Here is a 16,369-nt window from a genome sequence, read left to right on the forward strand (position 1 = left end):
AGCGCTAGGCGCTTTCTTTTTATAGCAATCAGATTTATAGTAAATATTTGAATTTGTGTTCTCCGTGCAGAAAGGGATACTTGCAATAAGATTAAGGAGACAAGAGCCGATGATTCGTGTAATGCTCATTGATGATGAAGAAGATGCGCTGGATTTGTTGGAGATTTTGCTCGAAAAAATTGGGAATGTCAAGGTTGTTGGGAGATATATCAATCCGATTCAAGCGATTGAAGCTTTAGGCAATTCCTCTGTAGATGCAGTGTTTCTGGATAACCAGATGCCGGGAATGAAGGGCACGGAAGCTGCCAGAAAAATCAGAAGCATGATCCCTCAGATGCCGATCGTATTCACAACGGCATATGCGGAATACGCTGTCGAAGCGTTTGAAATTCAATCGACCGACTACCTGCTGAAGCCATTTACGATAGATAGATTGCAGAACACGGTTGCGCGCATTCAACCATCCTTATCCGAGTCCGTCATTCAGGCGCGTCAGAGCGCAAGCATCACTCCGACCGTACATTGTTTGGGAGGCTTCCATATTGGATTGCCGGGTGACGCGAACAAGGTGCTGACCTGGAAAACGAAGAAGGAAAAGGAGCTTTGCGCGTTTCTGATCCATTATGCAGGAAAGTCTGTGAGTACCGCATCGATCATTGAGGCAATATGGCCGGAGTACGATCTGAACAAGGCGAAAACCTATTTGTATACGTGCCTGTCCTATTTAAGGAGAAGCTTGGCGGAACATCATATTCCGATCCATATACGCAAAGCGGAACAAGGGTTCGTCGCTGCATTGGATGGGTTGACGGTCGATGTAACCGAATTTGAACAGTTGCTGAGCAACACATTGGCCGAAGAGGAGATGGATGCAAGGTTATACGACAAAATGAACCGGATGTACAAAGGCGAATATATGGAAGCTTGCGATTTCGGTTGGGCTACCGCCAGGCAGTTGGAGATCAAAGCCTCGTATGTCCGCGTGCTTCGTAAAGGGTATGCGCATTTTCGAAGTCAGGGCAATCTTCCGCTTGCGGTGGGCAGCATGCAAAACCTATTATCGCTTGCCCCCGATTCCGAGTTCGACGGACGCGAGTTGATCAAGTTGCATCTGGAGATGGGCAATCGATACGAGGCGTATCGTGTCTGCTTGCAATTGGAACATGCCGTCCGCTTTCAATTGGGAACCGAGCTGGAGGAAGAGACCTTGCGGCTATTCCAACAGACGAAAGACAAGACAGAGTAGCAAGGCCGATGAGAAAAAAAGTCGCGGCGGCGCTTATCACGTTCTCTCTGTTGGTTGCAACCTACGGGATTCTATTGACTTACTTCTCTATCCATAAGAAGCCTATGCCTGTAGCGGTGAATGGAACCATGGACTTAACCGCATGGAAATTCGAGGAGGACGGAGCCGTTCGGCTGGATGGGCAGTGGGAATTTTATCCCAATCGACTGCTCACCCATCAGCCTTCCCTCTCTACTGCCGCTGCAGGAGGATTAACACCTGCGACGATTCAGGTGCCAGGATCCTGGTCAAAGAAGATGGATACGATTGGCTTGGCGACCTATCGATTGCAGGTCCAAATCGGCGATGCAAGCGCGGTGTATGGATTGAAAACGGCGTCTATCCTGATTTCCAATCGGCTCATCGTCAATGGCCAAGTCGTCGGATCAAGCGGGAATCCGGCCGAGAAGCCGCATTACCAAGCGCTTAACAAACCATATGTCAGCTACTTCACGTTGCAGCCGGGCTGGAATGAAATTCTGGTTGAGGCGGCCAACTATGAATTTCGAGTAGGCAGCGGGATCGGCGAATCGCTTCTCTTGGGCAAGGCCGATCAGATTGCCGGGCTTCGCGATCGAGCCACGGCTCATGATTGGATCGCGTTAACCGCCTTCCTGATCATGGGATTATATTTTATCGGTTTATTTTCCCAACGCAGAAACGATTTTTCGCTTGCGGTATTTGGCGTCGTTTGCTTATTTATCGCTGCGTTCACGAGCGTCAGCGGCGAGAGAGTCCTCTTTGATGTGGTCGGCCCGGTTCCGTTCTGGCTTTATTTCCGCATCCAGATGGTTTCGACGGTCGGTGTGGGCGTTGGATTTTTCCTTTATGTATATACCGCTTTTCGGCCTTACTGCTTCAAATGGCTCACTCGAGGCGGGCTGGCCGCGGGGGCGATCCTTGCCGTGCTGAATTTCGGCTTCGCCGTCCAGCTTGCGACAGGGCCGTTTCGTCAATTGACGTCGTTATACGTGACGTTCGCGTTGCTGTACGCAACGTATGTCTTCGTCTATACGGCCCTGCACAAAGTAGCGGGCAGCGGGTATTTGGCCGTGGCGGCCATGGCTTTGAATGTGCTGATACTGAACCAGAACATGAACGTTTACTTCGGCGTGCCGATCTATTCGCTTGCGCCGATCGAACCTTTTCTTGTTCTGTTGATGCTTGCCCTGCTGATGTCGCTCCGGTTCTCGAACGCATTTCAAAAAATCGAGGAACTGTCCGGGCAATTGATGCAAGCGGACAAGCTGAAGGATGATTTTCTGGCCCGAACCTCGCATGAATTCAAGACGCCGCTTCACGGCGTGATGAATATTTCCCGGTCGATGCTGGACGATGCCGCGCAACCGCCGACTGCCGAACAACGGGAAAAGCTTCAGTTGATTACCGACATTACGCGGAAGCTTTCGCAGCTCGTTTACGACATTTTGGACTTATCCAAGCTGAAGCAGGGAGAGCTGAGAATCGTTCCGGCGCCGATCGACGTTCGTTCGGTCGCGGAGGTACAAGTGCGCTTCTATTCCTATCTGTGCACGGAAAACCATATTCAACTGGTGAACCATGTGCCTGCTCAATTGCCTTCCGCTTTTGCCGATGAAATCCGCCTGAGCCAGGTGATCGGAAATTTGCTGGACAATGCGATCAAGCATACGGAGAACGGAAGGATCGTCATTACCGGGAAGGAGCAGGGAGGCAGGCTCGAAATTGCGGTGCAGGACACAGGAAAAGGCATTGAGCCCCACGACATTCCATTCATTTTTGAACCGTTCAAATCGCTCGAGGGAGCACCGCACCGCGGCTTCGGATTAGGGCTGCCGATCGCGAAGCAACTGGTCGAACTGCAAAAGGGTACGCTTTCGGTTGCTTCTACGCCTGGAGTCGGTTCGACCTTTACATTCACGCTTCCGATCGCCGGCCAGCGAAAAGAAGCGACATTGTCCTTGTCCTATTCAAGCTCCCAGATCATGCCCAAGGAAACCGAATATTCCTTCGCTACGCCGTATCATACGAACCAGGGCGGCAAGCATACGGTTCTTATCGTCGACGACCAGTATGTGAACCTGAAAGTCTTATTGGATTCGCTTCAAGCCCTCGATTATTGCGTGATCGCGGTCAAGAACGGGTACGAAGCACTGGAGCAGATCGATCGATCTGGCAGGGTCGATCTCGTCATTCTCGATCTGATGATGCCGGGCATGTCGGGCTACGAAGTGTGCCAGGAGATTCGCAAACGATACTCGCTGCTGGAACTGCCCGTCCTGATGGTGACGGCGGCCATTCAGCCCCAAGATAAGGTGGCAGCTTTTCAAGCGGGGGCAAACGATTACTTGCCGAAGCCGTTCGATCGGGAGGAGCTTAAGGCAAGAATCGGCAGCTTGCTTGCGATGAAGGAATCGCTCGGCCGAGCGGTCCATATGGAAGTGGCATTTTTGCAATCGCAAATCAAGCCGCATTTTTTGTATAACGTGCTGAACAGTATTGTGGCATCCAGCTATACGGATGTGGAGCGTGCGCGGAAAATGATTGCCGATCTCGCCGATTACTTGCGCGGAAGCTTCCGGTTCAGCAACGCGGAGGAACGCATCGGGTTTGCTGAAGAATTCAGTCTCGTTCGAACGTATGTGGAGATTGAGAGAGCCCGATTCAAAAATCGTATTCGCTTTGACTATGATATCGCAGAGGCCGCTTATAGTTTGCGCATGCCGCCGCTTCTGCTTCAGCCGCTTGTAGAGAATGCGATCCGTCACGGCATCGGCGATCGCATTGAAGGCGGCACGGTGACGGTGACGGTGGAAGAGTCGGATGGGAAATGGCGGTTTGTCGTGGCTGACGACGGCGTCGGGATCGCGCCTGAACGATTGAAGACGCTTCTCGATCGAGCAGACACGGATGAGTCGCAAGGAGTCGGTTTGAGGAATATTAACAAACGGTTGAAATACGAATACGGGATTTCGTTAGAGCTGGAAAGCGAGCCGGGACGTGGTACGAAAGTGACCATACGCATCCCTGCTTCTCTGGCTTAAAACAGACTGTGCCAATTGGCGTAACAGGTTCTCATCGATTGACGATGGGGCCTGTTTTGATATGGGGAAAAATGTCGGTTTTTAAGGTTTCTTTAAGGTGTCGTCGGGTATGCTGGGCTAGAAAATGCGGGCTAAGCGACAGAATGTTAATTCGGAAAGGAAGATGCAGGTTGGTCCCAGCAAGGAGTCAAGGAAGGATAAAGAAAAACGGGAGAATCCGAAAAACGGTACAGTTCCTGCTAGCCGTTACGCTTTTTATACCGCTTTTATTTAGCGGAGGTACGGCTTGGGCCGCAGCCGGTTGGCCGCTCATAGATGGCGGCGGGTTGAACGTGAACTCTTATAGAGCAGCAGACGATCCTTCATTAGCTGTATTCAACAACGAAGTCTATGCGGCGTGGCGGGAAACGGACGGAACGAACGGGACGAAATTTCAAATTCGCGTCAAGAAGTATAACGGCACAGGCTGGATGAGCGTCGACGGGGGCGGTCCGAACGGATTGAACATAGATGCCTCAAAAGCGGCGGACACCCCTATTATGGCCGTGTTCAAGGGGGATTTGTATATTGCGTGGCAAGAAATGGGCGCACCTTATTATCAAATTAAAGTCAAGAAGTATAACGGCGGCTCAAGTTGGACGAGCGTCGATGGAAGTCCAAACGGATTAAATATCATTGCTTCAAGTGAAGCAGGTGGCCTTGCTTTGGCTGTATTCGACAATACGCTGTATGCGACGTGGCATGAAAAAAATGGGAGTAACATTCCACAAATTCGAATCAAGAAGTATGATGGAATCACTTGGACGAGCGTTGATGGAGGTGGTTCGAACGGTTTGAACTTAAATCCATTACAGAGTGCAGTATTTCCCTCAATGGCTGTATTCAACAATTCCTTATATGTGGCATGGAGTGAAACGGCGAGCGGAAGCACTGCAACTCAAATCCGGGTTAGGAAGTATGATGGCACGAGCTGGACGACCGTTGATGGTGGCGGTGCGACTGGTTTGAATATAAACGCCGCCAAAATCGGAGTCAAACCGGCCTTGGCTGCGTTCAACAATGCCTTATATCTGGCTTGGGAAGAACCGATCGAATCACTTGATTATCAAATCCGAGTCAAGAAGTATGACGGCGACGTTTGGACAAGCGTTGACGGCGGCGGTACAAACGGGTTAAACATAAATGCTGCTCTCAGAGCAGGCGAATCTAAATTAACGGTATTCAACAACGAATTATATCTGGTATGGCAAGAAGTTAAAGCATCGACTGTTTTCTTTCAAATTCACGTCAAGAAATATGATGGTGCAAGCTGGACGAGCGCCGATGGGGGCGGTGCCAACGGTTTGAACGCGAATGTTGGAGTCACCGCACTTTATCCTGCGGTAACCGTACTCAATAACGATATGTATGTGGCATGGCAGGAAAAGAGCGGTAGCGCGAATCAAATCCGTTTGGCCAGATATACGGCTCCGGCCATCAACAGCGTAAGCGTGATTCCGAGCAGCGTAAGCGTTGCGCAAGGCGGGAACAAGCAGCTCACGGCTTCGGTAGATGCGGTGGGAGGAGCGGCGACGACGGTCACATGGTCGAGCAGCGATACCGGAAACAAGGTGACGGTGAGCAGCACGGGGAAAGTGACTGTTGCGGCGGATGCCCCGCTCGGGATTTATACGATTACGGCAACCTCGACGGTGGATACAAATAAAACCGGAACAGCGACGATTACCGTCACGGAAGCTCCGGCCATCAACAGCGTAAGTGTGATCCCAAGCACCGCAAGCGTTGTGCAAGGCGGGAACAAGCAGCTCACGGCCACCGTAGATGCGGTGGGAGGAGCGGCGACGACGGTTACGTGGTCGAGCAGCGACGCCGGTAACAAGGTGAAGGTGAACAGCACGGGGAAAGTAACCGTCGCGGCGGACGCCACGCCGGGGGATTATACGATCACGGCAACCTCGACGGCGGATACCGGTAAAAAAGGAACAGCGACGATTACCGTCACGGCGGCGCCGGCCATCAACAGCGTAACCGTGATCCCAAGCGCAGCAAGTGTCGTACAAGGCGGGAGCAAGCAGCTCACGGCTTCGGTAGATGCGGTGGGAGGAGCGGCGACGTCGGTCACATGGAAGAGCAACGACGCCAAGGTAGCGGTGAGCAGCACGGGGAACGTAACCATCGCGGCGGACGCCACGCCGGGAGATTATACGATCACGGCAACCTCGACAGTAAATAACAGTAAAACCGGAACAGCGACGATTACCGTCACCGCAGCGCCGGCCATCAACAGCGTAAGCGTGATCCCAAGCACCGCAAGCGTCGTACAAGGCGAGAGCAAGCAGCTCACGGCTTCGGTAGATGCGGTGGGAGGAGCGGCGACGACAGTCGCATGGTCGAGCAGCGACGCCGGTAACAAGGTGACGGTGAACAGCACGGGGAACGTAACCGTCGCGGCGGACGCCTCGCCGGGAGATTATACGATCACGGCAACCTCGACAGCGGATACTGGCAAAACCGGAACAGCGACGATTACCGTCACCGCGGCGCCGGCCATCAACAGCGTAACCGTGATCCCAAACGCCGCAAGCGTCGTACAAGGCGGGAGTAAGCAGCTCACGGCTTCGGTGGATGCGGTGGGAGGAGCGGTGACGTCGGTCACATGGAAGAGCAACGACGCCAAGGTGGCGGTGAGCAGCACGGGGAACGTAACCGTTGCGGCGGACGCCACGCCGGGGGATTATACGATCAAGGCAACCTCGACGGTGGATACCGGCAAAACCGGAACAGCGACGATTACCGTCACCGCAGCGCCGGCCATCAACAGCGTAAGCGTGATCCCAAGCACCGCAAGCGTCGTACAAGGCGGGAGCAAGCAGCTCACGGCTTCGGTAGATGCGGTAGGAGGAGCGGCGACGACGGTCACATGGTCGAGCAGCGACACCGGAAACAAGGTGACGGTGAGCAGCACGGGGAACGTAACCATCGCGGCAGACGCCACGCCGGGGGATTATACGATCACGGCAACCTCGACGGTGGATACCGGCAAAGCCGGAACAGCGACGATTACCGTCACGGCAGCGCCGGCCATCAACAGCGTAACCGTGATCCCAAGCACCGCAAGCGTCGTACAAGGCGGGAGCAAGCAGCTCACGGCTTCGGTGGACGCGGTGGGAGGAGCGGCGGCGACGGTCACGTGGTCGAGCAGCGACGCCGGCAACAAGGTGACGGTGAGCAGCACGGGGAACGTAACCGTCGCGGCAGACGCCACGCCGGGGGATTATACGATCACGGCAAGCTCGACGGCGGATAGCGGTAAAAAAGGGACAGCGACGATTACCGTCACCGCGGCGCCGGCCATCAACAGCGTAAGCGTGATCCCGAACAGCGCAAGCATCATGCAAGGAGGAAGCAAGCAGCTCACGGCTTCGGTAGATGCAGTGGGAGGAGCGTCGACGTCGGTTACGTGGTCGAGCAGCGACGCCGGCAACAAGGTGACGGTGAGTAGCGCGGGGAACGTAACCGTCGCGGCGGACGCCACGCCGGGGGATTATACGATCACGGCAACCTCGACGGCGGATACCGGCAAAAAAGGGACAGCGACGATTTCCGTCACGGCGGCGCCGGCCATCAACAGTGTAATCGTCAATCCGAGCACCGCAAGCGTTGTACAAGGCGGGAGCAAGCAGCTCACGGCTTCGGTAGATGCGGTGGGAGGATCCGCGACGACGGTTACGTGGTCGAGCAGCGACGCCGGTAACAAGGTGACGGTGAGCAGCACGGGGAACGTAACCGTTGCGGCGGACGCCACGGCTGGGGATTATACGATCACGGCAACCTCGACGGTGGATACCGGTAAAAAAGGAACAGCGACGATTACAGTCACGGCAGCGCCGGCCATCAACAGCGTAACCGTGATCCCAAGCGCCGCAAGTGTCGTACAAGGCGGGAGCAAGCAGCTCACGGCTTCGGTAGATGCGGTGGGAGGAGCGTCGACGACGGTCACATGGTCGAGCAGCGACACCGGCAACAAGGTGACGGTGAGTAGCGCGGGGAACGTAACCGTCGCGGCGGACGCCACGCCGGGGAATTATACGATCACGGCAACCTCGACGGCGGATACCGGCAAAACCGGAACAGCGACGATTACCGTCACGGCAGCGCCGGCCATCAACAGCGTAACCGTGATCCCAAGCACCACAAGCGTCGTACAAGGCGGGAGCAAGCAGCTCACGGCTTCGATAGATGCGGTGGGAGGAGCGTCGACGTTAGTCACATGGTCGAGCAGCGACACCGGTAACAAGGTGACGGTGAACAGCACGGGGAACGTAACCGTCGCGGCGGACGCCACGCCGGGGGATTATACGATCACGGCAACCTCGACGGCGGATACCGGCAAAAAAGGAACAGCGACGATTACAGTCACGGCAGCGCCTACCTATACGATCGGTGCAATCACGGATCAAACGTTATCGGCACTTACTCAGGGATACGAATCAGGTACCCAAGAGACTAGAACCATTCCAGTTATGAATATCGGTACTGGCAATTTGATGAACCTGTCGGTGACGCTTAGTGGCGCAAACGCTAACGATTTTGTAATGACACAGCGGGATTCTACCTTAGCCAGCAACGCAACAACAAGCTTTGACATTCATGCAAAAGACGATTTGCCGGCAGGCACCTACACGGCAACGGTTACGGTATCTGCGGATCACATGACACCTGTAACGTTTATCGTAACGCAAGCAGTGAACTTGCCGAATGCTCCTGCAAATCCACAAAATTTTGCGGCTGCTGGCGGTGACCGTCAAGTTACTCTGAGCTGGAATACTGTATCGGGTGCTACGTATTACCGTATTTATATGGCAACGGATGCAAATCAAAATAACAACGTTGAAGTTGCGACGGTCACTTCATCTACTTACAACGTACCAAACCTGGTTAACGGCACTACCTATTACTTTGTGGTAAAATCAGAAAACTCGGGGGGCTTGAGCGCTGCATCGAATCAAGCAAGCGCGACTCCGTCAACCATCCCAGGAATGCCAGCCAATGTGACGGCAGTCGCGGGTGACGGACAAGCTATCGTTACGTTTACGGCTCCTATCGATAACGGTGGAAGTGCGATTACAGAATATGAAGTGACCGCTTCACCGGGAAATGTGGTCATGATCGGAGGAGCCAGCCCAATTACGCTTACAGGCTTGACGAATGGAACGAGCTATACATTCACGGTAAAAGCGATCAATGGTGCGGGAAGAAGCACGGCTTCCGCACAATCGAACGCGGTCATCCCGAGATCATCATCCACCGAAAATGGTAACCCTACGCCATCTCAGCCTTCCGCTCCAACGGCTCCGGAAGCTACGGACACAGGTGTGGACATCCTTATTAACGGGAAAGTCGAGAATGCAGGGACCGCCACGGTCACAAAGCGAAACAATCAAACCGAAATGACGGTAGTTGTGGATCAGAAAAAGCTGAATGATAAGCTCGCAGCGGAGGGGCAACATGCCGTAGTTACGATTCCGATCAACAAAACATTCGATGTCGTAGTTGGCGTACTGAATGGTCAAATGGTGAAGAACATGGAGGACAAGCAAGCCGTTCTGGAGTTCAAAACCGATTTTGCGACGTACACGCTTCCAGCGCGACAAATCAACATCGGCGCTATATCCGAGCAACTCGGTGAATTACTAGCCTTGCAAGACATTAAAGTGCGGATTGAAATTGCCGTCCCGACACCGGATTCGTTGAAGGTTGTGGAGAATGCAGCAGCCGAAGGCCAACTCACGCTTGTCGCCCAGCCGCTGAGCTTTACAGTGAGAGCCGTTTATGGAAATAAGACCGTCGAAGTAACGACGTTTGACGCCTATGTGGAAAGAACGATTACGATTCCGGATGAGGTGGATCCGGGCAAAATTACTACCGGCGTTGTAGTTGAGCCGGATGGGACCGTACGTCATGTTCCGACTAAGGTCCGAAACATCAATGGGAAGTATGAGGCCCAAATCAACAGCTTGACCAACAGCACGTATGCGGTCGTATGGCATCCGCTTGAATTTAGCGATGCGGCGAAGCATTGGGCGAAAAACGCCGTTAACGACATGGGATCTCGGATGATCGTCGACGGAACGGGGAATGGCATGTTCAGTCCGGACCGAGAAATCACCCGCGCCGAATTTGCAGCCATCATCGTTCGCGGATTGGGACTCAAGTTGGAGAATGGAGCAACGCCATTCTCGGATGTGAAGTCTTCAGATTGGTACAGCAGCGCGGTCTATACGACTTATGCTCATCGGCTTATCAGCGGCTTGGATGACGGCACGTTCCGACCGAATGACAAGATTACGAGAGAACAGGCAATGGTTATTCTGTCTAAAGCGATGGCGATTACCGGTCTGAAAGCCAAACTGCTCGAACAGTCGGCAGATTCAACGCTTCGTCCGTTTGAAGATGCTGCGGGAGTGTCCTCATGGGCGCAAAGCAGTGTTGCGGACAATGTGCAGGCTGGCATTGTATTCGGAAGAAACGGGGCTGCACTTGCGCCGAAGGGTTACATGACCCGGGCCGAAGTTGCATCTATGATGCAGAGACTATTGCAAAAATCGGGTCTGATTTAAGAGTTTAAAGTTACATGCCCCATTAAGATCGGAAAAGCGGAACGCAGGCTGCCAAAGCCGGGCGCTCCGCTTTTTTATTCCAGACTCACCCTTCATCAGTTTGTAAAAGTCGGAGGGCTTGTTTTCTCTTGCAGAGGTCAATTAATCTTGAAATGGTATAAGCGTAGGACGTACTTAGAAGGCGGCTTGTTTGCCGCAGTTGAAGCGGCACGTCTCCCCTCATCACGATAATAAATAAAGGCATGCCATTGCGATAGAGCGTGTATTCAAATCCTGAAGTCGACCAAATCATGGAAGTGTTAACGTGTCTTACCCCATACATGTGGAGTGCTGTTCACTATTAGTTTGGAACGGAAAAAAAGGAATGAGAAGTTAATGTGGGATGGCCCTCTCTTCACTGAGAGGGCATTTTTGTTTTTATTCGGAGTGGGAGCAGGAGCTGGATGTTTCAAGATAGTGGGGGGATAGTTTACATCCAAATTACTTTTTGTCTATGCTAGGTAGGCAAGTACACATCTTCTCGGCAACTAGAAGAGAATTTTGCGATACGAAAGAAGGATATTCCAACACATGGTACAATATAATTGGAATCTAGTTGAAGGTCGTGACTATAAAATGATAGATTTTCTCAAGAAGATGGGAATAAAGGCCTTTTACGAAATATTGGAGATAGCAGAACATCCAAATTTACTGTTCTCAAACGATAAGGAACAATACTTTGCTGAGGCTCGTTATAACCAATACACCATCCAAATATTGAACAAACTTATTAAAAAGAACCGTACCTCGCTGAACGAACTACAGCAGGTTATTGGCTTTATTGAAACTTCTTGGTCTACATATTTGAGCAAGTACTATAAAGGGAAGTCCTTTGTCTTTTATTTTTGGTGTGATTTTCAAATTCCTGCAATCCGAGTTTCTGTAGTTTCTTATTACGAGGGGGTAGAACTACCTTTCGGATGTGTTTTGAACATGGTAAATGATAAGAGTGAAGTTCTATCCCTATACGTAAATAAGGCTGATTTTGATGGAATGACAATCATTGAGTCAGATGGAGCAGAAGAAGTCAGTAATTTAGAGTCAGACAACGGCTATACGCTCACGGTTTATTCCAAGAAGATAAATTGTTGAAATACTAAGGTTTAGGCGGGACGATACATGAAGGATGTAGTTAGAGAAGAGATAGCTAAGGTCATTTTGAAAATGCATTCGTAAGTTGGAAAGGACGTTCTTCCTATTGGTTATTCCAAGTTATTGGTGAATCATTTGCCGATATTAATGGAATCGATTTATCAATTTAAAAAGGAAAAACCCCTGATTTTACTGGGTTTGACCTATATTCCGTAGGTACCGACTATTGGTTAGAAAGGAAACGTGTCTATGCGTCCTCTTGTTTCGGTCGTCATTCCGACTTATAACAGACTAGGCGAGCTAGGAGAGTTATTGGAGTCGTTGAGCCGTCAAACATACCGCAATCTGCAAATCGTTATCGTCAATGATAACGGCGTGTCCGTCGACGGGCTTTGTGCATGCTACGGGGAACTTCGCATTCGTGTAGTCGATTTGGAGAGCAACGGCAAGCATGTACATGCCCGTAACAGAGGGATTGAAGCAGCGGAAGGCGACTTCATTTTGCTGTGCGACGACGACGATCTGCTTATGCCGGTACATATCGAGAACATGCTGCACGAGATCGAAGGCTTCGATCTTGTTTACTCGGATGTGGAAATCGTCGATTTCGTCTGGGACGGCGGCGTACGGCAGCCGCTCAGCCGGAGGACGTTCGCTTATGAGCATGACTTGGAGGCGATGCGCAAGTTTTCGACTTTCGTACCGTCCGGCTGCTTGTACAGGCGCACGATCCATGATGCGATCGGCTTGTTCGATACCGACGTTTATCACTACTGGGATTGGGACTTTTTTCTGCGGGTATCGGAAGCGTTTCGGGTCAAAAGGGTCCAAACCGCAGGCGTATTATATGCCTTCTCCCAGGGAGGCGGGAACTTGTCCGGCCAGCTTGAAGACATGAGGCCGTATTTGGATCGGCTGTCGCGCAAGCACGGGCTCGGCGAGCTGCCGACCAAAAATTTTTTCCTTCTCCTGGAGGAGGAGGATGTGAGAAGAAGGGAAGCCGAGACGAAGCTGCTCTGGGACGGAAAGCCTTTTCGGTCGCGCTATTCGGCGTTCGTCGATTAGGGGGGAGAGAGAAAAGACGCCGCAAGGCGTCTTTTTTCTTCCCTCTACTTTGACTTATTGGACAGCTTATTCTCTGCGCCGGGCTTGCGTTACATAGTTATGTTGTAAAATATGCAGCATTTCGCCCTCATTTTGCGGCTTGGTCGGCTAATGTTGTAAGGTTTACAACAATTTCTTCGAATCTCAGGAAGAAAACAGTATTTTCGGCCGAATTGTTGTAAAAATTGCAACACTACTGAGTGTGAACCGCATTTTAGCGTTGAAATGTTGTAAAAAGCACAACATGACGCATCGCCGCCCTCTTCCGAATGTCTCAAAACAGTATGGTGCAGCGAGATTGATCGCCATATCCTGAGCAATCGGGCTCGTACTATGCAAACGGCTCGAACAACTGCGGAACGATGTCTGGCCGGTGCCGGGCATACCAATCGAGAATTATTGTCTTGTATTCCGCTACATCCGTCAGGCTTGCAATGACGTAAGCATGGGTTTCGTTATCCGCGGCGGCTTCTTGAAGCGATACGGGCTCGAGCGGTTTGCGCGGCGCCGACGAAGGCATGGCAACCGGATCGACAACGCGGCGTACGCGAATGTCATGAAGCATAGCCTCGTGGGTCAGCGTATCGGCGACGGCTCCGGTTCCGAACAGATGAACCTTACGGATGGCGTTTTCTGCGAGGCGGTTCATCACGTTGAACAGCAGGATTCTGCTGCCGAACGAGTCGCCCAGTCTGGCGAAAGCGCGGTACGTATGGTACGGCTCGTGACGTGCCGCCGTTCCTTGCGGCCACAGTACGCTCCAGATTTTGGGCCCGAAGTTGCTCATGTCGAGCAAGAAATCGGCTCCTTTTCCCCGCCATTCCTGGGGGAGAGGCGCGCAAATGGGGTATAGGTTCACCCCGCCGAAATTGTCTTGCTGGGTTAGACCGCCTAAATGCTCCGCTTCCTCTGGTGTCGGGAAGTCGATCGGGCGATGCATCGTTTGGCTCCATTCGCGTGCCGAGCCGGCTTCGATTAGCGATGGCTTTCGGTCCAGGAGATAACCGTAATACCGCTGAAACGCAAAAACCCCTTCTTGGCACGCGCGTTTATACCGGAATTCCTCCGGCGGATGGTAGAGCTTGGCCAATACGGGAACCACTCGGCCGTCCTTACACTGCTCGTAGCCGAGGGTGGAGCCGAAATCGCCCATCATGAGCTCTTCCATGAAGCCGGGGCTACGGACGAAGCGCTTAGCGAGATCGGCGTTCTCCTCGCTGCCGATAAAGCAGCGCAAATCCATCCCGCTCTGCTGATGCTCCGCCGCTTTGCCGGTACCGACGGCCATCAGATGAATGGCGTCGCGCGTGATGCCCTCCAGGTCGAGCGCCGCTTGCAGCGCCGCCTGTATCGTACCGTTAAAGCCGATATCGACGGTAAGCAGTTTGCCGGATTTGCCTTCGTTTTGCTGACGAATGTGCTCGATGAGCAGGCGTCTTTGCACCGAGATGGTCCGGCGAATTTGCACTCTCGTATCGTCACGCAGCAAAAAGTGCTTTAGAGCTTCCAGAACGGACAGGCTTGTCCCGGATACCGCTTCCTGAGTAGAGGAAGTGGCGGGAAAAGGGATGCTGCCGCACTCGGAAACAGGCAAAGTCATAAAAGACGCAAACAAGGAAAAAGCGCTCTCCCCCTGCAATGTCTCGCCAACTTGCTCGTTCGACTCCGCCTGCTCCGCCAACGCCCGGCCACCACGCTCGCTCAACACACCAAGGTCAACCACCGCTCCGCCAATATGCTCGTCCCAGACGGCTGCCCTCGCGAAACCTTCACCGCGCTCGTTCAACTCGGCCTCCGTCTCGCCAACTGGCTCGTTCGACTCCGCCTGCTCCGCCGACGCCCGGCCACCACGCTCGCTCAACTCGCCATGCTCCGCCATCGCTCCGCCAACATGCTCGTCCCAGACGGCTGCCCTCGCGAAACCTTCACCGCGCTCGTTCAACCCACCGGGCCCCGTCGCGGCTCCGCGAGCCGGCTCTTGACGCTCCATCCAATCGCTCGCTTCGCCGGGGATCAGGCCGAGCAGCTGGAACAGCTCCTGGAGCGTAATGCCGTCCAGCGAGAGCACCTTGTCCAGCTCCTTCGCCGTAAAATCGCTCATCGCGGCGAGCAGTGTCGCTTGCCGCGACACGTAGAGCGGTGCGACTCTCAGCTTCATCCCCCGCATGGCGGCGCTGCGCTCCAGCATCGGCCCGAGCAGGTGCGCTTCGCGCATGAACGGGTGAATGGCGGTACGGCCTTCCGCCGCGCAACTATCGAGTACCCAATGGCAAAAGCCCTGCAAAAACGGGCCGAACACGGCAGCGCCGAACCGGTAAAAGAAAGCCTCCTTCTCGTCGTAAGGTTCGGGTACGGAGGCGGCTGCCAGCTTACGCAGCGAACGAAGGGCAGGCAGCACGTCGCCGTGACGGACGGACTCCCAGTGCAAGGGGCTATGGAGCGTTTCCGGCACGATGCTGTAATACAAGGATGCGATGCCCTTCCTTGCGGCGCCGTCGACATCGGCCGTCCGATTGTCGCCGATATGGACGATCTCTTCGGCACGTATGTCCGGAAACGACTCAAGCAGCGCGTCATACAGATGGCCTTGGGTTTTGCCGCCATGCTCCGCCGAGGAGACGAGCAGGGCGTCGAGCAAACCCGGCTCGAAGCCGTTCGCTTCCAGCAGCGAGCCCAGCTGTTCGGGCGATATGTACATATCGCTGACGAGCGCTACCGGGATACCGCGGTTCTTGCAGAACCGGATCAGCGAAGTCATGTGCGGATTCACGTAGCAGAGCTCGCGCTCGCTCTCCAGCTCCAGCTCGAGCGCCCGCTTGGCATTGGTGCAAACATGCGCAGGAATGTGCGCGTAAATATCCTCTAACGTGATTTCGTCCACTACCGACCGGTTCGCTTCCCACGCCTCCTTTTCGGCGGCCATGCGTATCGCGCGGAACTCGCGTGGGGTGGTGCCTCGGGAGAGAAGTCCCTCCTGCTTGGCCTTCACTCCCGTCAGAACGAAGAGGTCGTTCGGATGCGTACAGCACCGAAACAGCAGCGTATCGAACACGTCTACGCTCAATAATCGGATCGTATCCATTCTGGCTTCCAGCTGGCGCAGGCAGGCGTCCGCTTTCCAAAGCTCCGGATCGTCCGCCAGCCAATTATCGTCGGGCCGCATGATTTATCCTCCCTGAATGTTACTCTTACTTATTAGTCTAGTT

General features: G+C 53.4%; 6 protein-coding genes. 5 read left to right on the forward strand and 1 reads right to left on the reverse strand.

What is annotated here, in order from left to right; translation table 11 throughout:
* Positions 1 to 109: 109 nt before the first annotated feature.
* The 5 genes from ACKGJP_RS08400 (at position 110) to ACKGJP_RS08420 (ending at position 13,124) form a co-directional block, all read left to right on the forward strand.
* A complete protein-coding gene (locus ACKGJP_RS08400) occupies positions 110 to 1,246 on the forward strand; it encodes a response regulator (protein WP_409345209.1) in 1,137 nt (378 codons plus the stop codon).
* Positions 1,247 to 1,254: 8 nt separating this feature from the next.
* On the forward strand, positions 1,255 to 4,308 hold the full coding sequence (locus ACKGJP_RS08405) for an ATP-binding protein (protein ID WP_409345210.1): 3,054 nt from the start codon (positions 1,255 to 1,257) through the stop codon (positions 4,306 to 4,308).
* Between the two features lie 332 nt (positions 4,309 to 4,640).
* Positions 4,641 to 10,928 (forward strand): Ig-like domain-containing protein, encoded by a 6,288-nt coding sequence (locus tag ACKGJP_RS08410; protein ID WP_409345211.1) that lies wholly within the window; start codon positions 4,641 to 4,643, stop codon positions 10,926 to 10,928.
* A 570-nt stretch (positions 10,929 to 11,498) separates the two neighbouring features.
* The gene (locus tag ACKGJP_RS08415) at positions 11,499 to 12,059 is read left to right on the forward strand and encodes a hypothetical protein (protein WP_409345212.1); all 561 of its coding nucleotides are present in this window, start codon (positions 11,499 to 11,501) and stop codon (positions 12,057 to 12,059) included.
* Between the two features lie 249 nt (positions 12,060 to 12,308).
* The gene (locus ACKGJP_RS08420) at positions 12,309 to 13,124 is read left to right on the forward strand and encodes a glycosyltransferase family 2 protein (protein WP_409345213.1); all 816 of its coding nucleotides are present in this window, start codon (positions 12,309 to 12,311) and stop codon (positions 13,122 to 13,124) included.
* A gap of 370 nt (positions 13,125 to 13,494) precedes the next feature.
* Here the strand turns inward: ACKGJP_RS08420 and ACKGJP_RS08425 are convergent, their stop codons facing one another.
* Positions 13,495 to 16,326, reverse strand: a complete 2,832-nt coding sequence (locus ACKGJP_RS08425; RefSeq protein WP_409345214.1) for an HAD family hydrolase — start codon at positions 16,324 to 16,326, stop codon at positions 13,495 to 13,497.
* Positions 16,327 to 16,369: the final 43 nt, after the last annotated feature.

Source organism: Paenibacillus litoralis (assembly GCF_046244365.1).
GTDB lineage: Bacteria > Bacillota > Bacilli > Paenibacillales > NBRC-103111 > Paenibacillus_V.